Here is a 19,124-nt window from a genome sequence, read left to right as displayed (position 1 = left end):
GATCTCGTTGGACCAGGTCGAGTCCGCCTTCACCAAGATGCACGACGGAGAGGTCCTCCGTTCGGTGGTGGTGTTCTGACTCGTTCTGCTCGGCGGGACGGATAGCGACTCGTGTTGCGCAGCACTCGGGTGGCGGCGCCCCTGTCGGGCTGGCGGGTGGCAGGCCGCCGAACCGTCCGGTGCGGCGCTGCTGGCAGGCGCTCGGACGCGGCACGGGCGGTGGCGGAACTGCATGCTCACCCGGCCAGGTCGGAAACCCGTTGCGCGCAGTCGCATTCCGGTTCGCCGGAGGTGCGGGCACCGGCGTGTCGCTGCCGCCGGGCGATGAGCTTGGCGGTGGCGCGCGCTTCGGCGGCGATCCGGTGCAGGTGCCCTGCCGGGTGGTTGGTGAAGCCGAGGAAGTGCAGGTCCGGTGCTTCGGTGAGCTCCGGCGCCGCGGGCAGGTCCTGCGGCGTCGACAGCACGTCCGGCCCCACCAACCGGGCCAGCCCGGTCCGGTAGCCGGTGGCGGCGATGACGTGGTCCGGCCGGATGCGGCTGCCGTCGGCGAGCACCACCTGACTGCGGTCCACGCTCGCCACCGCCGGGACCGGCTGCACGCGTCCCTTCCGGACGGCTTCGACGATGCCGCGGTCGTGCACCGGGCTGCTCCCGTCCCGCCGGATCCGCGCGTAGAGCCCTTCCTGCGGGCGCGGCAGCCCGTGCCCGCGCAGGTCCGGGAGCTGAGCTCGGGCGAACGTCCGGGTCAGCAGGTCGGCGGCGGAGGTCGGCGCCTTCGCGAGCAGCACCCCCAGCCGCTGCCACCGGTCCGCCGCGGCGGGCACGATGGTCGGTGGGGTGCGCACCGACCACCAGACCCGGGTGGCGCCGTGCTGGGCGAGGGCCGTCGCGATCTCGGCGCCGCTGTTGCCGCCGCCGACGACGAGGACGTCGCGCCCGAGGTGCCGGTCCGGGTTCCGGTAGCGCGCGGAGTGCAGCAGCAGCCCGGAGAACCCGTCCAGCCCCGGCCAGTCCGGGATGTGCGGGGTGTGGGCGAGCCCGGTCGCGATGACCACCGCCCGCGCCGTCGTGGTCTCGCCACCGGCCCGCAGCCGCCAGCAGCGCTCCCCGCCGATCCGCTCCGCGGGCCACACCCGCTCCACGGTGGTGTTCGGCCGGACGTCCAGCTCGTGCCGCTGGGCGTAGTCCTCCAGGTAGCGCACCAGGTCCGCCCGGGCGACCCACCGCCCGAAGCGGCGCGGGATGCGCATCCCCGGCAGCCGGGACAGCGAGCGCGCGGTGTGCAGCCGCAGGTGGTCGTAGTGGTGGCGCCAGTTCGCCCCGACCTGCGGGCCGCGCTCGAACACGGTGGCCGCGATGCCGCGGCGGGCCAGCTCGGCCGCGACGGCGAGCCCACCGGGCCCGGCGCCGATGATCGCGACGGGGGTCTCCCGGTGGTGGGCGCGGACCTGGTGCCGGCACGTGCGAAGCGGATCGGTGTGCACGCGGACCTCCTGCGAGGTGGGGGGGACGATCACCCCCTACGTCGGCCGGGAGCGGCCTGCTCTGACGCCCGCGAAGATCGGTTCACCCGCTCGTGCCACCGCGCACGCGGAAGATCCACACGACCAGGTTCTCCCGAACCGGGTGCCGTCAGGCGGTGAGCGGGTGGTGGCCGCGCGTCTCGCGCCCGGCCCCGCCCCCCCCCGCGGCCGCTTCCGCCGCGCAGCGAGCGCGACCGGCACCGCACCGGACGGCCGTGCGCCGGTGCTCCGCGGCCGAGTCGGAAAAGGCATCGGCGGATGCCGGATCGGTGTTGGAAGCGGCATCGGCGCAGGCCTAGGCTGCGAGCAGCCCCCACCCCGCCGCAGGAGGAACACCCGCATGCCCCAGTCCGCCCCGTCCGGCACCGTCCTCCAGGTCTGCGAGCTGCTGCCGTCGCTGGAGCAGGAGATGGCCGCGCGCTACGACGTGCTGCGGTTGCACGAGCAGCCCGATCCGGCCGCCTGCCTCGCCGAGCGCGGCGCCGACGTGGTCGCCGCGGTGACCAGCGCGCGCTACGGGGTGAGCGACGAGCTGATGGACGCGCTGCCGAAGCTCGGCGCGATCGTCCACTTCGGAGTCGGCTACGAGCGGACCGACGTGGCCCGCGCCCGCGCCCGCGGCATCGACGTCAGCAACACCCCCGACGTGCTCACCGACTGCGTCGCGGACCTCGCGGTGGGCGGGCTGATCGACGTGCTGCGCGGGCTGTCCGCCGCCGACCGCTACGTGCGGCGCGGCGAATGGGTGCCCGGCGGTTTCGGGTTGCGCACCAAGGTCAGCGGCAAGCGCGTCGGCGTCCTCGGGCTCGGCCGCATCGGCCGCGCCATCGCGCGGCGGCTGGAGGGGTTCGGCGCCGAGATCTCCTACCACTCGCGGCGTCCCGTCGACGGCGTCGGCTACCGGTACGCCGGGTCGGCGCGGGAACTGGCCGCCGGGGTGGACGTGCTGGTGATCGCGACCGCCGGGGGAGCGGGGACCAGCGGCCTGGTCTCGGCGGAGGTGCTGGCCGAGCTCGGACCGCGCGGCTACCTGGTGAACATCGCCCGCGGCAGCGTCGTGGACGAACCCGCGCTGGTCTCGGCGCTGGTCGAGGGCAGGCTCGCGGGCGCCGCGCTGGACGTGTTCGCCGACGAGCCGAACGTGCCCGCCGCGCTGCTGGACCGGGACGACGTGGTGCTGCTGCCGCACATCGCCAGCGCCACGCGCGAAACGCGCGAGGCGATGGGCGAGCTGACCTTCCGCAACCTGGAGCGCTTCCTGGCCGAGGGCACCCTGGTCACCCCGGTGCCGCCGAGCTGACCCGCCCCGGGTGACCCCGCGCTCACCCGCACCGCTCCGGGCGGCGGGCGGTTAGCGTGTCCGGCGCACGGTGCGCTGCTCGACCCGCGACGACCGCGGGCGGAGACGGCCACCTGCGCAGGAGGCTGACATGAGCGGACGAGAGCGGAGCGGGCCGCCGAGGCCCGATCCACGCGGCGCGCGGGGAGCGCTGCGGCCCTTCCACGCGGTGCTGGTGCTACCGGTGATCGCGCTGCTGGGCACCCCCTTCTTCCCCTTCGTCAACACCCCGGCGCCCTGGTTCGGGCTGCCGTCGGTGGTGGTGTGGGTGTGCGGCTGGTGCGTGCTGACCAGCCTGCTGCTGGCGTGGGTGCTGCGGCGCGAGGAGCGGGCCGGGCTGATCTCCGGCGACGACCCGGTGGGCCCGGTCGCGGAGAGCGCCGGGGAGGTGGACGCACCGTGATGGCGACCGCGCTGCTCGGCCTGGTGCTGATCGCCGTCGTCGGCCTGCTCGGCAGGCGCGGCGGCGGCTTCGACCTGGCCGCCTGGACCGTCGGGGGCCGCCGCTTCGGCGCGGTGGCCACGTTCTTCCTGCAGGCCGGGGAGATCTTCACGACCTTCACGTTCCTCGGCATCTCCGGGCTGGTGCTCGGCGGTGGCGTGGCCGCGATGTACATGCCCTCGTACCTGGTGCTCGGCTACGTCGGGATGTTCCTGGTGGCGCCGCTGGTGTGGCGGCTGGGCAAGCGCCACGGGTACCGGACGAACTCGGACTACCTGCGCCACCGGTTCCGCAGCCCCGTGCTGGGCGGGCTGACTGCGGTGCTGGCGATCGTGTTCTTCATGCCGGTCATCCAGGTGCAGCTGGTGGGGCTGGGCACGATCGTGTCGTTCATGACCGGTGACGAGCGGACCGGCACGGCGAGCGTCGTGGTGGCGATGCTGCTGGTGCTGCTGTTCGTGCTGTGGTCCGGGTTGCACGGGGTGGCGGCGACCTCGTACCTGAAGGACGTGCTGATGGTGGTGGCGCTGCTGGTGATCGCCGGCGGCGTGCTGCTGGCGCGGCAGCCGGAGGACGGGCTGTTCACCGCCGTGTTCCGGGGCGCGCGGGAACTGCTGACGATCCAGCCCGCGGGTTCCTACGGCACCGCCTGGTACGTGTCGAGCATCCTGGTCAGCGCGGCCGGTTTCGGGGCGATGACGCTGCCGTCGAGCTGGCCCGCGGTGCTGTCGGGGCGCTCGTCGAAGGCGGTGGCGTCGAACCACGTGTTCCTGCCGCTGTACACGGTGGCGGTGGCGATCCCGGTGCTGGTCGGCTTCTACGCGGTCGCCGACGCGACCACCCCGGCCGGCGCGGAGAACGCGGCGCTGCTGGAGCTGGCGCAGCGCACGTTGTCGGCCCCGCTGCTGGCGGTGGTGCTCATCGGCGGCGCGGCCTGCGCGATGGTGCCCGCGGCGGGCGGGCTGATCTGCGTGGCGACGCTGGTGTCGAGCAACCTGGTGCCGTCCGGCATGGCGGAGGGCGCGCGGCTGCGGGCGAGCCGGATCACCGCGGCCGTGGTCTCGGTGCTGGTGCTGGCGTTGACGTTGGGCCGCCCGGACCTGATGGCGAACCTGTACCTGCTGACCTACAGCGGCATGATCCAGCTGGCGCCCGCGAACCTGCTGGCGCTGCGGGAACCGGTGTCGGTGCGCTCCTCGGCGGTGCTCGCGGGTCTCGTCGCGGGGGAGTGCGTGGTGCTGGTGTCCGCGGTGCTGCAGGTGAACCCGTTCGGCGTGAACTCGGGGCTCACCGGCCTGGCGGTGAACCTGCTCGTGCTGGGGGTGGCCGCCGCGGTGCGCCGCCGCTCCCCGGCGCCACCGGAACCGGCTCCGATCGGCTGAACGACCGGCCCGCGAACGGGTCCGCCGGGACGTCCGGCGGACCCGTTCCACTGTGAGCAGGGCCACTCGTGAGCAATGCCACCGGGAAAACGGTCCGCGACTCGCGACTCCGCGCCCGGTGACACGGGTGCGTGCTCGTGCGAAGCTGGGCAACCGGCCCGAAACCCGCCGGAAACCCGCGTGTCCGCCGGTTTTTCGCCGACCCGAGGTAGTGCGAGCGCCGCGGAATCGTGTTTCCGGCGTGTTTCGGGCATGTTTCGGCGGTCGGTTCCGGATGCCGTTCGCGGCGTGAGGGCCGGGATAAGGTCTGCGGCGGCGGGTCGGGCCGCCGCGATACCGAGGCTGGCAGCGGGCCGGGCCCACCGGGTGGCGCACCGGTGCGGACCCCCGCGCGCCGGGCGATCACGAGTTGGAGGAGCGAGCTGTGGCGAATCTCGACGAGAAGCTTCAGGACATCTACGACGAGGTGCTGCACCGCAACCCCGGGGAGGACGAGTTCCACCAGGCGGTGCACGAAGTCCTCGACAGCCTCCGCCCGGTCGTCGCCAAGCACCCCGAGTACACCGACGCCGAGGTCATCCGCCGCCTGTGCGAGCCGGAACGGCAGATCATCTTCCGGGTGCCGTGGGTGGACGACAAGGGTTCGGTGCAGATCAACCGCGGGTTCCGCGTCGAGTTCAACTCCGCGCTCGGGCCGTACAAGGGCGGCCTGCGGTTCCACCCCAGCGTCTACCTGGGCATCGTGAAGTTCCTCGGTTTCGAGCAGATCTTCAAGAACTCGCTGACCGGCATGCCGATCGGCGGCGGCAAGGGCGGTTCCGACTTCGACCCGAAGGGCCGCTCCGACGGCGAGGTCATGCGGTTCTGCCAGTCGTTCATGACCGAGCTGTACCGGCACATCGGCGAGTACACCGACGTTCCCGCCGGGGACACCGGGGTCGGCGGCCGGGAGATCGGCTACCTGTTCGGCCAGTACAAGCGGATCACCAACCGCTACGAGTCCGGGGTGCTCACCGGCAAGGGCCTTAGCTGGGGTGGTTCCCAGGTGCGTCCGGAGGCCACCGGCTACGGCACGGTGTTCTTCGTGGACGAGATCCTGAAGACGTCCGGGGATTCCTTCGACGGCAAGAAGGTCGTCGTGTCCGGTTCGGGCAACGTCGCGCAGTACGCCATCGAGAAGGTGCACCAGCTCGGCGGCACCGTCGTGGCCTGTTCGGACTCCAGCGGGTACGTGGTGGACGAGAAGGGCGTCGACGTCACGCTGCTGCAGGAGATCAAGGAGGTGCGGCGCGCCCGCATCGACGAGTACGCCACCGCCCGCGGCGACGGCGTCCGCTTCATCTCCGGCGGTGCGGCCTGGGACGTGCCGTGCGACATCGCGCTGCCCTGCGCCACCCAGAACGAGCTGGACGCCGACCACGCGGCCGAACTGGTCCGCAACGGCTGCAAGATCGTCGCGGAGGGCGCGAACATGCCCACCACGCCGGAGGCCATCAAGTTCCTGAACGACGCCGGCGTGAAGTTCGCGCCCGGCAAGGCGGCGAACGCGGGCGGCGTCGCGACCTCCGCGCTGGAGATGCAGCAGAACGCCTCGCGGGACTCGTGGACGTTCGAGCACACCGAGCAGCGCCTCGCCGAGATCATGCGCGGTATCCACGACCGCTGCCTGCAGACCGCCGACGAGTACGACGCCCCCGGCAACTACATCGTGGGCGCCAACATCGCGGGCTTCACCCAGGTCGCGGACGCGATGCTGTCCCTCGGCGTCGTGTGATCCGCACCCGCCGGAGCGGCGGACCAGCGAGCTGAACGGCCCGATCGACCACCGCGTCCGGTCGGGCCGTTCCGCTGCGGCAGGTCGCGGCTCAGGCGGGCTGGAGCGCGGCGCGGACGGCGGTGGAGACCTCGCCGCGCAGCCGGGCGAACTCGGCCGAGGCGCGCAGCTCGTCGGCGGGAATCCCGCTGCGCGGCAGCGGAACCGGCAGGTCCAGCTCGACCCGGCCCGGCCGGTTGCTCAGCACGATCACCCTGCTGGCGAGGAAGACCGCTTCGTCGACGCTGTGCGTCACGAACACGGCGCCCTGCTCGGCGTCGTCGGTCAGCGAGCGCAGGTCCTCCTGCAGGCGTTCCCGGGTGAGCGCGTCCAGCGCCGCGAACGGTTCGTCGAGCAGCAGCAGGCCCGGCCGCCCGGCGAGGGCGCGGGCGATGGCGACCCGCTGCTGCTGGCCGCCGGAGATCTCCCAGACGCGCCGCCCGCCGATCTCGGCGAGCCCCACGCGTTCCAACAGCTCCGCGCGCCGCTGCGCCCGCTGCCCGCGCGGCACCCCCGCCCAGCGCAGCGCCGCGTCCAGGTTCCCCGCGACCGAGTGCCACGGGAACAACCGGGGTTGCTGGAACACCACGCCCACGTCGCGGCCGGGCACCGGGGCGCGCCCGTCGAGGGCGACGGTGCCGGTGCTGGGCCGTTCGAAACCGGCGACCAGCCGCAGCAGCGTGCTCTTGCCGGACCCGGACGGGCCCACGATCACCACGAACTCGCCGCGTTCGACGCGCAGGTCCAGCGGCCCGAGCGCGGTGACGGCGTTCGCGCCGCGCCCGTAGGAGCGGGTGGCTCCGGTGATCTCGACGAGGGGTTCATCAGGCATGAACGGGCTCCGGGATGCGCAGGGCTCGCTGGAAGGTCGCGAGGTCGGGCAGGGCGTCGATCTTCTGCTGCGCCAGCAGGAATCCGGCGGTGGCGCGCAGCCGCGCGGCGAGCTCGCCGGGCGCCTGCGGGCTGCCGAAGTACTCGGGGCCGCGCTGCTGTTCCAGGTCGAGGTAGATGTTCTGCCGCAGCTGACCCAGCGCGTCGTCCACGCTGCTGCCGAGCTGCCTGCTCACCGCCTCGGCGACCGGCCTGGGATCGGTGCGGATCTGCCGGATCGCCGCGTCGGTGGCGTCCAGCCAGCCCTGGGCGACGTCGGGGCTGCGGTCGAGGAATTCCCGTGCGGCGACGGCGAAGGTGAGCGTGGGCTCGCCCGCCGCGGCGAGCTGCGCGCTGTCCACCAGCACCGTGCCGTTGCGCCGCAACGCGGTGAGCGTCGGCGTCCACAGGTAGGCGCCGTCGAGGTCGCCGCGCTCCCACGCCGCCTGGATGTTCTGCGGTTCCAGGTCGACGATGTCGACCCCGCCCGGGTCGACGCCGTGCTGCCGCAGCGCGGCGAGCAGGCTGTAGTGCGCGGTGGAGCTGAACGGAGCGGCGACCTTGCGCCCGGTCAGATCCGGGATCGCGCGGATGCCGCGGTCGCCGCGCACCACCAGCGCCTCGCTGCTGCCGATCACGTTGAGCAGCTGGATCACCTGGTACGGCACGGCCAGCGGCGGGCTGAGCGCCTGCGCGGCGGGACTGCTGCCGATGACGGCGATGTCCAGCGCCCCGCTGAGGAACGCGGTGTTGATGCTCGCGCCGGAGTCGAACGCGGTCCACTGGAACTCGTGGTCCGGGAACCGCTGCTCCAGGGTGCGCTGCTCCTTGACGAGCAGGGTGCTGTCGGCGAAGTTCTGGTAGGCGATGCGGACCTCGCGGGCCTTCTCCTCCTCGGACTCGCCGCCGACGCCGCACGCGCTGAGCGCGGGGACGGCCGCGGCGGCGCCGAACAGGCCGAGCGCGGCGCGCCTGCTGAACCGGTGCACGGGTTCTCCTCTCACGGGGGTGGTCAGACGCGGCTGCGCCACGGGGACAGCGACTGGCGGACCGCGACGATCAGCAGGTCGATGACGAGGCCGGTGATGCCGATGACGAACAGGCCGAGGATCACCACGGCGGTCTGGTTGTAGCGCTGGGCGTTGAGCACCATGCCGCCGAGCCCGTCGGCGCCGTTCACGGTCTCCGCGGCCACCACCGACCCGTAGGCGATGCCGACGGCCAGCCGGACGCCGGTGAGGATCTCGGGCACCGACGCGGGCAGGATCACCGAGGCGATCACCTGCGCCCGGTTCGCGCCGAGCGCTTCGGCGGCCTCCACGTACTGCTTGCCGACCCCGGTGACCGCGGCGGCGGTCGCCACGGCCACGGGCGGGAACGAGGCCACCATCAGCAGGTACACCTTGGGTTCCTCGTCGATGCCGAACCAGATGACCAGCAGGCTCAGGTAGGCCAGCGGCGGCAGCGCGCGGATGAAGGTGACCAGCGGCTCCAGCATCACCCGCACCGGCCGGACCAGACCCATCACCAGGCCGAGGACGATGCCGATCAGGACGCCGTACCCGACTCCGTAGGCCAGCCTGCGCAGGCTCACCGCGAGGCGTTCCAGCAGCGTGTAGCCGGCGTAACCGGACTGGCCGTTGCCGGCGTCGCTGGTGGACAGCAGCTGCGCCCACACCTGGGCGGGCGCGGGCACGATCTGCTCGGGCCAGATCCGGAGCACGGCGACGAGCTGCCACACCAGCACCAGCACCACGACGGCGCCGAGCCCCAGCAGCGGGCCGCTCAACGGGCGCAGCGCGCGGAGCGCCGGTCCGGGTTTCTGCTTTGGTCTTCCCCACTGCGTCAGCACGGCGGGAAAGCTAGGGCTCGGAGTGCGCGTGGGGCAACGTCGTCCGGCATGCGGGATCGTGCCGGTCGCGGCGAGCTCCGATGTGGACCGTCGCGGTCCGGGCGGGATCGGGCGGTCGTGGTGGAAGTGCCAGCTCAGGTCTTTCGATGTGGCGGGGTCGCCCGCCCACCACGGCGGGGCCCGCCCGCGCAAGGGCTCGTGCGGATCTCCCAGCCACCGGACCGGCGTCCGAACGCTGGACCGGAATCGGGCGGTGGAAGAGGATTCGGCTCGCCGATCGGGTTCGGCCGCTGGGACGGTGCGGTCAGCCGAGGGGGCTCGCCGCGGCCAGCGGCCAACCGAGCAGCACGCCGCCGACGACGGCGGGCAGCCACCACGCGGCACCGGTCCGGGCGAGCGCCGCCGCCCACGCGAGGTGCCAGAGCAGCAGCGCCCCCAGCAGCGGCGCGATCAGCAGCACGAAGCTCGGCAGCACTCCCGCGACCGCGCACACCCCGACCCCGAGCAGCGCGGCGACCAGCACCGCCGCCCGCACCGCGTCCTGCCGCGGGCCGGTCCGTCCGCGGGCCGCGAACTCCGCTGCGGCGCAGGCGATTCCGCAGGCGACGACGACCAGCGGGGTCCACCACCAGCGCGCACCGTGCGGCACCGGCTCGGCCAGCGCGATCCCGATGGGCGCGGCCACGGCGAGCAGCGCGCAGCAGATGACCGCCGCCGGCCGCCAGGCCGCACCGGACCCTCCACATCGGACACCTCGGACATCTCGGACGTCGTGCGCGCTGCGGGCGCCTCGGCCCAGCACCGCGCAGCTCCCGAGCCCGAACAGGACGAGGAACAACCCGATCTCGCCGCCCACCGCCAGCGGGGACCAGCCACCCGGCGCCAGCACCGAGCCCGCCGCGGCGAGCACGAGCCCGGCCACGACCGCGGCGGCGACCGCGGGCACCGACGGCGCCGACCCCGACCCCGACCCCGGCTCCGGTTCCGGTCTCGCCGAGCCGAACAGCCGGCGCGCGAAGGGGAGTAAACCGACCGCGAACGCGGCCCACAGCAGGACCGCGGGCCACAACCGCTCGCCCGCCGCGACCCGCACCGGCGCGGACACCTGCAGCGAGTCCTGCAGCCAGCGCGCCGCCGCCGCGTGGGCCCGCGGCGCGAAGAGGATCGCGAGGTGCTCGGCGCCCGCGACGGTGCCGCCCCGCCGGGCGTTCTCCCGCGCCGGATCGGCGGGCGCGCCCCACACCGCGTCGGGGCGCCCGGCGCGCAGGGCCTGCTCGGCCGCGCGGTGGAACACCGGGAACTCGAACTGCCCGGTGAGCAGCAGCAGGTCCGCGGGCAGCGCCGGGTCCGGTGGGATATCGGAGCCGGGCAGCGACACGGCCACCGTCGCGGCGATCCCGGGATGCTCCGCCGCGTACCGGTGCACCGCACCGGCCCCCATGGAATGGCCGACCAGCCCGATCCGCTCCGGATCGACTCCGGGCGTCCGCCGCAGCAGACCGACGGCCGCATCGAGGTCCGCCGCCAGCCGCCCGCTCCGGTCCGTCGGGCAGCGGCGCCGGATTCGCCCCGTGCCCGGCGAAGTCCGGCAGCGCGACGACGAACCCGGACCGCGCCAGCGTCGTCCCCCAGTCGGCCATCAGGCGGCGGCTCGCGGCGTGCCCGTGCGCCACCACCACTCCCGGAGCGGACCCGGCCGACGCGGCGGGGCGCACCAGGTCGACCGGCACGCCGTCGACGACGGCGCTCGTGCGCACCACACCGGAATCGACCCTGGCGAGCCCGAGACCCGCCCCGGCGGCCAGCAGCACGACCAAGGCGGGAACCAGCCACGACGAAGCGCGACGCGCGACGTTCACCACGCCGAGATCGTCCCACGGGGCGCGGCGGTGATCACGCGCGCGGCGGGTCCGCGCTCACCGCCGCGGGCGCAGCAGCGTGCGGGCGAGGGCGTCGAGGAGGTAGCCGAGGACGCCGATCACCAGGATCACCGCCATCACCTGGTCGTAGGCGAGCTGGTCGCGGGAGTTGAGGATCTGGTACCCCAGCCCGGAATCCACGCCGAGCATCTCCGCGGGCACCAGCACCACCCACGCGATCCCGAGCGCCAGCCGCAGCCCGGTCAGCACGTGGGTGCGGGCGGTCGGCAGCACCACGCTGGTGAGCACCTCGAACCGGGTCGCGCCGAGCGACCGCGCCACCCGGACGTGACCGGGTGAGACGGCGTGCACCCCGGCGGCGGTGTTGAGCACGATCGGCCACACCGCCGCGGCCGCCACCAGGAACGTCACCGGCCGGTGCCCGATGCCGAACACGGCCACCGCGATCGGAGCCCAGGACAGCGGCGAGATCATCCGCAGGAACTGGAACACCGGCCGCGTCGCCCGCTCCACCACGTCCAGCGACCCGACCAGCAGCCCGACCGGGACGCCGACGACCGCGGCGATGAGCATGCCCAGCAGCAGCCGCCACAGGCTGGCCGCCACGTCCGGCAGCAGCACGCCCCTGGCCAGCAGGTCGCCGATCGCGGGCACCGCGTGCTGCGGGGCGAACGCCGTGAGCAGCCGGTCGCCGGTGAGCACGTCGGTCACCAGCCACCACACCGCGACGGCCACCAGCACCGCCACCAGCGGCGGCCCGGCCCGGTGCGCGAGGCCCGGCCGGTCGGTCCGGGCGGGGCTCGTGTCCTCGGCGCCGCGCGGGGAGAGCGTGGTCATGCGGGGTTCACCTCTTCGCTGCGGGTCAGGGAGCCGGGCAGGCCGAACGCGGCCGGTCCGCCGAGGCGGCGCAGGCTGCCGCGCACGAACCGGTCGTCGACGAGCTGCCCGTGCACCTCGTCGGTGCGGAGGCCGTCGAGGAACCGGGTGTCGCCGTCGACGACCGTGGTGCGCATCGATTCGACGAGTTCCGCGGTGAACCCGGGGAACGGGAACGGCTGGAAGCCGATGCGCTGCCCGGCCCACGCCGGGTGGTGCAGCGCGTGCGGGTAGGGGGCCGCCGGATACTGCAACGCCTTCGACACCGCCTTCAGCGGCTGCGGCAGGTAGTTCCCGCCGGTGAGCGCCCGCGCGCCGCCCGCCCGGTCGCGGGCGAGGCCGAGCTGGGTGAGCGCCAGCGCGTCCACCAGGCCCTGCACCCGGCCCGGTGCGGTGTCCAGCAGGTCCTGGTGCGCGAGCACCACGCAGCAGGCGTGGTCGCGCCACACGTCGCCGACGAACCGCAGGATGCGCCCCACGCCCTTGATCTCGGCGATCGCGTTGAACGGGTCGGCCACGATGTAGCCGCCGACGGAGCCGCCGTCCAGCGCGGGGACCATGTCGGAAGGGCTCATCACCACCAGTTCCACCGTGCCGTCCGCGGCGGAGGGCTGCTGCCGCACCACCGGGGTGAGCCCGGCGGCGCGCAGCATCCGCTGCAGCACGATGTTGTGGATGGACCACCAGAACGGGATGGCGACCTTGTGCCCGGCGAGCTGCTCGACGCGCTCGACGTCGCGGCGCACGGTGAGCGCCGAGCCGTTCGTGTGGTTCCAGGCCAGCACCCGGCAGTCGGCGCCCATCGCGTACCGCAGCTGCACCGCGAACGGCATCAGCAGGTGCACCACGTCGACCTGCCGGGTGAGGAACGCTTCGGCCAGCGACGCCCAGCTGCGGAACCTCACCGGCCGCGCCGCACCGGTGCCGTGCTCGTCGAGCAGGCCGCTGCCGTGCGCGAGCAGCAGCGGTGCCGCGTCGGTGATCGGCAGGTAGCCGATGCGCAACGCGGTGGAGGAGACATCGCGGTGCCGCGCCGCGTTCAGCCCGAGGTCGGTGGCGGCGCCGAGCCCGGCGGCCGCGCCCAGCGCCCCGGCGCCCAGCAGCAGCGACCGGCGCGACCACAGCGGACTCATCGGGCCGCTCCCGCCGCGACGGGGCTCGCCGGGTAGTGCGCGAGCAGTTCCGCCCGCAGCGGGCCGTCCGCGGTACCGGGGGAGTTCGGCCATTCCCGCGCCACCGCACCGGTTCCGTCGAGCATCGCGATCCGGTCGGCGACCAGCAGCGCCTCGTCCACGTCGTGGGTGACCAGCACCGAGGTGAGCCCGAGGTCGTCGGTGCTCGCCCGCACCCACCGCTGCAGGTCGGCGCGCGCCGCCGGGTCGAGCGCGCTGAACGGTTCGTCGAGCAGCAGCAGCGCCGGGCCGATCGCCGCCGCCCGCGCGACCGCGACCCGTTGCGCCTGCCCGCCGGAGAGCCGGTCCGGGTAGGAGTCGGCGAGTTCGGCGAGCCCCAGCCGCTCGACCAGCCCCGCCGCCCAGTCCGGCGAGAACCGCGGCCGGTTGGTCCGGTAGCGGCCGCCGAGCAGCACGTTGTCCCGCACGGTCAGCCACGGCATCAGGTGCGGCTGCTGGAACACGGCGCCGATCGGCGGCCGCGCGCCACCGGCCCACTCCAGCGCGCCGCCGTCGAGGGATTCGAGCCCGGCGAGGATCCGCAGCAGCGTGGACTTCCCGCAGCCGCTGGGGCCCAGCAGCACCACGAACTCCCCGTCCCGCACCACCAGGTCCAGTCCGTCGAGGACCTTGCGGTGGTGCGGCGGGTACGACTTCTCCGCGCCGCTCAGGCGGACCGTGACAGTTCCCACCGCAGTTGTCCTTCCGTCGGGGCCTGGATCGGGAGGAAGGCGGCCTCGCGCAGCCTGCGGCTCGTCGGGCTGGTGGCGGCGTAGCCGCGGCCACCGGTGACCGCCGCTTCCAGCCTGCTCGCCGCACCGGCCGTGCGCGCCGCGTCCAGCCGCAGCCGCAGCAGGTCCGCGGGCCGCTGCGGGACGCGGGCGAACTCGAACAGCCGGGACCGCACCGAATCGTGCGCGGCGGCGAGCTCGTCGAAGTCCGGGCGGAACTCGGCGTTCAGCCCGTCCAGCGCCGTCGCCGCCTGCCGCCGGGACGCGCCCGCGAGCCCGGCGCAGAACGCGCTCTGCACCAGCAGGAACGTCGGCCGGACCGCGCGCACGAAACCGGTCAGGTCGGTGCTGAGCACGTCCGCCGCCGGCACGTCCACTTCGGTCAGCGCCACCGACGAGGAGCCGGTCGCACCGAGCGCCAGCAGCTCGGGTGCCGAGTGGACGGTCACCCCGGGGTCGCCGACGCGCAGCACCGCGATCAGCCCGCCGCCGTCGGCGAACCGGGCGGGGACCACCACGAGCGCGTCGTCGAACAGGTTCGACGCCCAGCGGATCGGCCCGGTCAACCGCACCCCGGTGCCGGTCCGCTCGGCCAGCACCGGCACCGGTTCGATCCCGGCGACGTGCTTCATGGCGGGCGCCATCGCGGTGACGCCGATCCGCGAGCCGGTGCGCAGCCCGTCCAGTTCCCGCGCCGCTGCCGCGTCGGCGGGACCGCGGGCCACGTACTCGACGACCATCCGCTGCGCCCACAGCGAGAACGCCGAGGACAGGCAGCCGGCCGCGACGTCCTCGACGAGCAGCAGCATCGTGGCGAGGTCGCCGCCGCAGCCCGGCGCGCCGAGCTCCAGCAGCCCGCGTTCCCCGAGGAACCGCAGGCCGGGCCGCACGTCGGCGTCGCCGCGGTCGAGCGCCGCCGCGCGGTCGGCGAAGTGCTCGGCGATCTCGGCGCGGCCCGGGTGGTCCGCGGGCGCGCCGGTCCGGTCGGTGTGCGCGGCCGTCATGTCAGCCCCGGTCCAAGGTGTGCAACCGGTCGATGGGCGTGCTCACGGCGTCGCGCGCCTTGCGCACCACGCCCTCGTCGGGTGCGTCGTAGAGGCACAGGCACTTGGCCATGTCCTCGCGCACGTAGGTGCGCAGGAACGTCACCTCGGGCACCTCGGCGTACTTGGGCGCCTTGGCCTTCTTGTTCGCCAGGTAGGTGTCCATGTCCAGGTCGGCGGGGAAGTCCCACTCGACGAGGTAGCCGGCTTCGGGGCGGGCGGCCTTGACCTCGGCGAGGTCGGCGCCGACCAGGCGGACCAGGTGCGGGCCGGAGAGCTCGGCGACCTCGGGCAGCTGCTCGCCGCGGAGGGTGGCGAGGTCGGCGTCGTCCGCGGCCTCCACCACGGCGAACACCCGGTCCCGCGCGCCGGTGACCTGCGATTCGATCAGTTCGGCACCCGCTTCGCGCGCGGCGGTGTCGAAGGCGGCGAGCAGCTGCTCGGTCCGCTGGCGGGCGTCGTCGGCGGGCACGATCTCGTACAGGAACAAGGACATGGCGGGGCCTCCGTGCGGGCAGGGGGATGCGCGGCAGCGGACGACGGCTCACGTCGTCCGCGCGATGTCGCGAGAGGGGGGTTCAGGCCAGGGGAGCGGGACAGATCGCGCTGGCGACGCGGAGCAGGTCCACCTGCAACCGCCGCACGAGCTCCGAACCTGGCATGCCACCACCCTAGGCCTAGACCGATCGTTCTGTCCATCGATGTTAGGCTGTGTCCATGGCCACCACGCGATCCGGCGCAGCCGCTCCCGCCCAGCGACTCCTGGACGCGGCCGGAACCCTGTTCGTGCGGGAGGGCATCCGCGCGGTCGGCATCGACCGGGTGCTCGCCGAAGCCGGGGTCGCGCGCGCCAGCCTCTACCACGCCTACGGCTCCAAGGACGGCCTCATCGCCGCCTACCTCGACGACCAGGACGAGGCCGACCGCGGCAAGTGGGAGAAGGCCGCCGCCGAACTGGACTCGCCGCGCGAGAAGGTCCTGGCGCTGTTCGACCTCGCGCACGGCGCCGCGCTGGACCGCCGGTTCCGCGGTTGCCTCTACCTCAACGCCGCCACCGAGTTCCCCGATCCGCAGCACCCGGCGCGCGCCGCCATCGACCGGCACCGCGCCTGGCTGCACGAGCTGCTCGTGGACCTCGCCGGGCGGTCCGGGGCCGCCGATCCCGAGGCGACCGCCGAGCGGATCCGGCTGATCTACGACGGCGCGGTCGCGGGGTCCAAGTTCAGCCGCGGCACCGAACCGATCGAACTGGGCAAGCGGCTCGTCGCCGAGCTCCTTCCCGGCTGACCGCCATTCCCGGGAAATCCCCTTCCATTCTGGGAAAAACGGGAGCGCGGTCGCCCGCATTGCCCTGAACGGATGGAAACGCGTCCGGAATCCGCTGCTCCGGGCGGCGCGCGGGACGCGGATGATTGCCGCCGCCGAGTCCGGTCTGTACGGTTGATCTCACCGCGATGGACAACGTTGTCATGGGGGATCTGTGCGCGATCCGGGCCGTTCTTCCCGCCTCCTGCGCGGATTCCGCATGGCGTTCCCGGTGGCCGGGTCGCCGTCGCGGCCGGGTCGCCTGCCGCCGCACTCGCCGCCGAACCCGCCTCGATGACCATCGGGAATCCGCGGCCGGAATGCGGTCCGCGATTTCCCGCTCGCGCGCCGGAAGAAGTCCGTGGAACTCCTTCTTCCCGCGCGGAATTCCGATTCCGCGTCCCCCTTCGGTATCGGGGTGCCGGACGTTCCCGCTCGTTTCCGAACCACGCCGCACCACCACCTCCGAGGAGAGGAGCACGATGCGCACCTCCAGGCGCAGACGCACGTCCGGCCGGAGCCGATCGCTGCTGGCCGGCGCCGTCGGGCTGGTCACCGCACTGGCCCTGCCGGGCTCCGCGGTACCGGCCGTCGCGGGCCCGGCCGCACCCGGCGTCGAAGACCCGGCGCAGTACGTCAACCCGTTCACCGGCACCAAGCCCGGTGGTCCCGACTTCGGGCACGGCGGGGGAGCGGGCAACACCTTCCCCGGTGCGGTCGCGCCGTTCGGGATGATGCAGTGGAGCCCGGACACCGCCGAGTACCAGCACGGCGGCTACCAGTACGAGGACGACCGGATCCGCGGGTTCAGCCTCAACCACATCTCCGGCGCCGGGTGCGGGGACTTCGGCAACATCCCGTTCCTGCCGACGCTCGGCGACGCCCCGGCGCAGGACTACCCGTTCTCGCACGAGAACGAGTCGGCCTCGCCCGGCGCCTACGACGTCACCTTCGACAACGGGCTGCGCACCGAGCTGACCGCGACCCAGCGGGCCGGCGTCGCGCGGTTCACCTATCCCGAGGGCGAGACCGCCTCGCTGTCGATCGACGCGGCGAAGGCGTTCAACGACGCCGAGGGCTCGCTGACCATCGACGGCAACACCATCAGCGGCTACAGCGACGGCGGCGGTTTCTGCGGCGGCTCCAACGAATACCGCGTCTACTTCCACGCCGAGTTCGACCACGACTTCACCAGCAGCGGCGTCGTGCGCGACGGCCGGGTCGACACCTCGGCGAAGGAGATCTCCGGTTCGGGTACCGGGGCCGCGAACGAGCAGCAGGCGCAGGACGACGGCGCGCAGGCCTTCGTCTCCTTCGACCCGGGCGCCGAGCGCACCGTGACCGCCCGCGTCGGGCTGTCGTTCGTCAGCCTGGACGGCGCGAAGGCCAACGCCGCCGAGGAGCTCGGCGACCGCGGCTTCGACCAGGTCCGCGACGGCACCCGCGCGGCGTGGAACGAGCTGCTCGGGCGGATCGACGTCGGCGGCGGCAGCGAGCAGGACCGGCGGCGGCTCTACACCGGGCTCTACCACTCGCTGCTGCACCCCAACGTGTTCAGCGACGTCGACGGGAACTACACCGGCTTCGACGGCGAGGTGCACCGGGCCGAGCCGGGCCACGCCCAGTACGCCAACTACTCCGGCTGGGACGTGTACCGCTCGCAGACCCAGCTGGTCGCGCTGATCGCGCCCGACATCGCCTCGGACATCGCGCAGTCCGCGGTGAACCAGTCCGCGCAGGGCGGCTACTTCGACCGCTGGACCGTCGCCAACGGCGGCACCGGCGTGATGACCGGCGACCCGCTGCCGATCATGATCTCCAGCGCGCACGCGTTCGGCGCCACCGACTTCGACACCGGCCGGGCGCTGGAGCGGATGCGCGCCGGGGCGACCAACGAGGACGAGCGGCCGGTGCACGAGCAGTACGGCGAACTCGGTTACATCCCCGCCGAGGACGAGGAATCGTGGGGCTCGGTGTCGACGACGCTGGAGTACACCGGCTCCGACTTCGCCATCTCCCAGTTCGCCGACCGGATCGGCGACACCGGCGCGCGCGACGAATTCCAGCAGCGCGCGCGGAACTGGCAGAACCTGGTCAACCCGGACAGCGGCTGGATCCAGCCGCGCAAGGCCGACGGCTCCTGGCCCGAGTTCGACCTCGCCCAGCAGGACGGCTACGTGGAGGGCAACGCCGCCCAGTACGCCTGGATGGTGCCGTTCGACCACCAGGGGCTGTTCGACCGGATGGGCGGGAACGAGCAGGCGGGGGCGCGGCTCGACGAGTTCTTCGCCGAGCTCAACGCCGGACCGGACGAACCGCACGCCTACCTCGGCAACGAACCGTCGGCGAACACCCCGTGGGCCTACGCCTACGCCGGGCAGCCGCACAAGACGCAGGACGTGGTGCGCCGCTCGCTGACCGAGCTGTTCAGCGCCGAACCGGACGGCCTCGTCGGCAACGACGACCTCGGCCAGATGTCGTCCTGGTCGGTGTGGGCGGCGCTGGGCATGTACCCGGAGGCGCCGGGCCGCGCGGACCTCGTGCTGGCCAGCCCGCTGTTCCCGTCGATCAGCATCGACCGGGGCAACGGCACCACCATCACCGTCAACGCCCCCGACGCTTCGCAGGACGCGAAGTACGTGCAGGACCTGTCGGTGAACGGGGAGCGGACCGGGAAGCCGTGGCTGTCCGAGCGGTTCGTCGCCGAGGGCGGCACGCTCGACTACGCCCTGGGCACCGAGCCGAACACCGGGTGGGGCAGCGCGCCCGAGGACGCGCCGCCGTCGTTCGGCTGATCCGCTCGTCTTGATCGCGGGGGGGGGGCCCCCCGCGCCCCGGGGGGGGCCCCCCCCGGGGCCCGCGCCCGCGTGGACCACCCGCCCAGAAAACGGCGGGG

Annotated in this window: 17 protein-coding genes; 6 read left to right on the top strand and 11 right to left on the bottom strand. The window is 73.7% G+C overall.

All coding sequences use genetic code 11. From position 1 onward, the window contains the following. Nucleotides 1–236: 236 nt before the first annotated feature. Complete coding sequence (locus LCD35_RS27455; RefSeq protein WP_224961016.1) at nucleotides 237–1,484, bottom strand: NAD(P)/FAD-dependent oxidoreductase; 1,248 nt, start codon at nucleotides 1,482–1,484, stop codon at nucleotides 237–239. A gap of 379 nt (nucleotides 1,485–1,863) precedes the next feature. Between LCD35_RS27455 and LCD35_RS27450 the strand changes: the two genes are divergently transcribed. The 4 genes from LCD35_RS27450 to gdhA all read left to right on the top strand — a co-directional run bounded on the left by LCD35_RS27450 (nucleotide 1,864) and on the right by gdhA (nucleotide 6,460). Beyond that, nucleotides 1,864–2,823, top strand: coding sequence for a 2-hydroxyacid dehydrogenase (locus tag LCD35_RS27450; RefSeq protein WP_224961018.1), 960 nt, complete (start codon nucleotides 1,864–1,866; stop codon nucleotides 2,821–2,823). A 130-nt stretch (nucleotides 2,824–2,953) separates the two neighbouring features. Beyond that, a complete protein-coding gene (locus LCD35_RS27445; RefSeq protein WP_224961020.1) occupies nucleotides 2,954–3,265 on the top strand; it encodes a hypothetical protein in 312 nt (103 codons plus the stop codon). Continuing rightward, on the top strand, nucleotides 3,265–4,686 hold the full coding sequence (locus tag LCD35_RS27440) for a sodium:solute symporter (RefSeq protein ID WP_225045177.1): 1,422 nt from the start codon (nucleotides 3,265–3,267) through the stop codon (nucleotides 4,684–4,686). The genes LCD35_RS27445 and LCD35_RS27440 overlap by 1 nt, the downstream gene beginning before the upstream one ends. Nucleotides 4,687–5,110: 424 nt before the next feature. Then, nucleotides 5,111–6,460, top strand: a complete 1,350-nt coding sequence (gene gdhA, locus LCD35_RS27435; RefSeq protein ID WP_224961022.1) for an NADP-specific glutamate dehydrogenase — start codon at nucleotides 5,111–5,113, stop codon at nucleotides 6,458–6,460. A 91-nt stretch (nucleotides 6,461–6,551) separates the two neighbouring features. Here the strand turns inward: gdhA and LCD35_RS27430 are convergent, their stop codons facing one another. The 10 genes from LCD35_RS27430 to LCD35_RS30830 form a co-directional block, all read right to left on the bottom strand. Then, nucleotides 6,552–7,331 (bottom strand): ABC transporter ATP-binding protein, encoded by a 780-nt coding sequence (locus tag LCD35_RS27430; protein ID WP_224961023.1) that lies wholly within the window; start codon nucleotides 7,329–7,331, stop codon nucleotides 6,552–6,554. Next, on the bottom strand, nucleotides 7,324–8,358 hold the full coding sequence (locus LCD35_RS27425; RefSeq protein ID WP_224961024.1) for a glycine betaine ABC transporter substrate-binding protein: 1,035 nt from the start codon (nucleotides 8,356–8,358) through the stop codon (nucleotides 7,324–7,326). The genes LCD35_RS27430 and LCD35_RS27425 overlap by 8 nt, the downstream gene beginning before the upstream one ends. Nucleotides 8,359–8,381: 23 nt before the next feature. After that, nucleotides 8,382–9,221 carry an ABC transporter permease gene (locus tag LCD35_RS27420; RefSeq protein ID WP_225045176.1) on the bottom strand — a complete coding sequence of 280 codons (840 nt, stop codon included), beginning with the start codon at nucleotides 9,219–9,221 and terminating at the stop codon, nucleotides 8,382–8,384. 304 nt (nucleotides 9,222–9,525) lie between these two features. Next, nucleotides 9,526–10,785, bottom strand: a complete 1,260-nt coding sequence (locus LCD35_RS27415) for a dienelactone hydrolase family protein (RefSeq protein WP_374108147.1) — start codon at nucleotides 10,783–10,785, stop codon at nucleotides 9,526–9,528. Nucleotides 10,786–11,137: 352 nt separating this feature from the next. Then, nucleotides 11,138–11,938 (bottom strand): ABC transporter permease, encoded by an 801-nt coding sequence (locus tag LCD35_RS27410; protein ID WP_224961031.1) that lies wholly within the window; start codon nucleotides 11,936–11,938, stop codon nucleotides 11,138–11,140. Next, nucleotides 11,935–13,110 carry an ABC transporter substrate-binding protein gene (locus LCD35_RS27405; RefSeq protein WP_224961032.1) on the bottom strand — a complete coding sequence of 392 codons (1,176 nt, stop codon included), beginning with the start codon at nucleotides 13,108–13,110 and terminating at the stop codon, nucleotides 11,935–11,937. The genes LCD35_RS27410 and LCD35_RS27405 overlap by 4 nt, the downstream gene beginning before the upstream one ends. Then, the gene (locus tag LCD35_RS27400) at nucleotides 13,107–13,841 is read right to left on the bottom strand and encodes an ABC transporter ATP-binding protein (RefSeq protein WP_224961033.1); all 735 of its coding nucleotides are present in this window, start codon (nucleotides 13,839–13,841) and stop codon (nucleotides 13,107–13,109) included. Before LCD35_RS27400 ends, LCD35_RS27405 begins: the two co-directional genes overlap by 4 nt. Beyond that, the gene (locus LCD35_RS27395) at nucleotides 13,817–14,884 is read right to left on the bottom strand and encodes an acyl-CoA dehydrogenase family protein (protein WP_224961034.1); all 1,068 of its coding nucleotides are present in this window, start codon (nucleotides 14,882–14,884) and stop codon (nucleotides 13,817–13,819) included. The genes LCD35_RS27400 and LCD35_RS27395 overlap by 25 nt, the downstream gene beginning before the upstream one ends. 1 nt (nucleotide 14,885) lies before the next feature. Further along, a complete protein-coding gene (locus LCD35_RS27390; RefSeq protein ID WP_224961035.1) occupies nucleotides 14,886–15,419 on the bottom strand; it encodes a DUF4242 domain-containing protein in 534 nt (177 codons plus the stop codon). An 82-nt stretch (nucleotides 15,420–15,501) separates the two neighbouring features. Beyond that, nucleotides 15,502–15,585 carry a putative leader peptide gene (locus tag LCD35_RS30830; protein WP_374108146.1) on the bottom strand — a complete coding sequence of 28 codons (84 nt, stop codon included), beginning with the start codon at nucleotides 15,583–15,585 and terminating at the stop codon, nucleotides 15,502–15,504. Nucleotides 15,586–15,640: 55 nt separating this feature from the next. Here LCD35_RS30830 and LCD35_RS27385 point away from each other — a divergent pair, with 55 nt between their 5' ends. Continuing rightward, nucleotides 15,641–16,210 (top strand): TetR/AcrR family transcriptional regulator, encoded by a 570-nt coding sequence (locus LCD35_RS27385; protein WP_224961036.1) that lies wholly within the window; start codon nucleotides 15,641–15,643, stop codon nucleotides 16,208–16,210. A gap of 500 nt (nucleotides 16,211–16,710) precedes the next feature. Beyond that, nucleotides 16,711–19,023 (top strand): GH92 family glycosyl hydrolase, encoded by a 2,313-nt coding sequence (locus tag LCD35_RS27380; RefSeq protein WP_225045175.1) that lies wholly within the window; start codon nucleotides 16,711–16,713, stop codon nucleotides 19,021–19,023. Nucleotides 19,024–19,124 lie beyond the last annotated feature (101 nt).

Origin of the sequence: Saccharopolyspora sp. 6V (assembly GCF_020176785.1) — a bacterium.
Classification (GTDB): domain Bacteria; phylum Actinomycetota; class Actinomycetes; order Mycobacteriales; family Pseudonocardiaceae; genus Saccharopolyspora_C; species Saccharopolyspora_C gregorii.
This window is presented reverse-complemented; position numbering and strand designations above follow the sequence as displayed.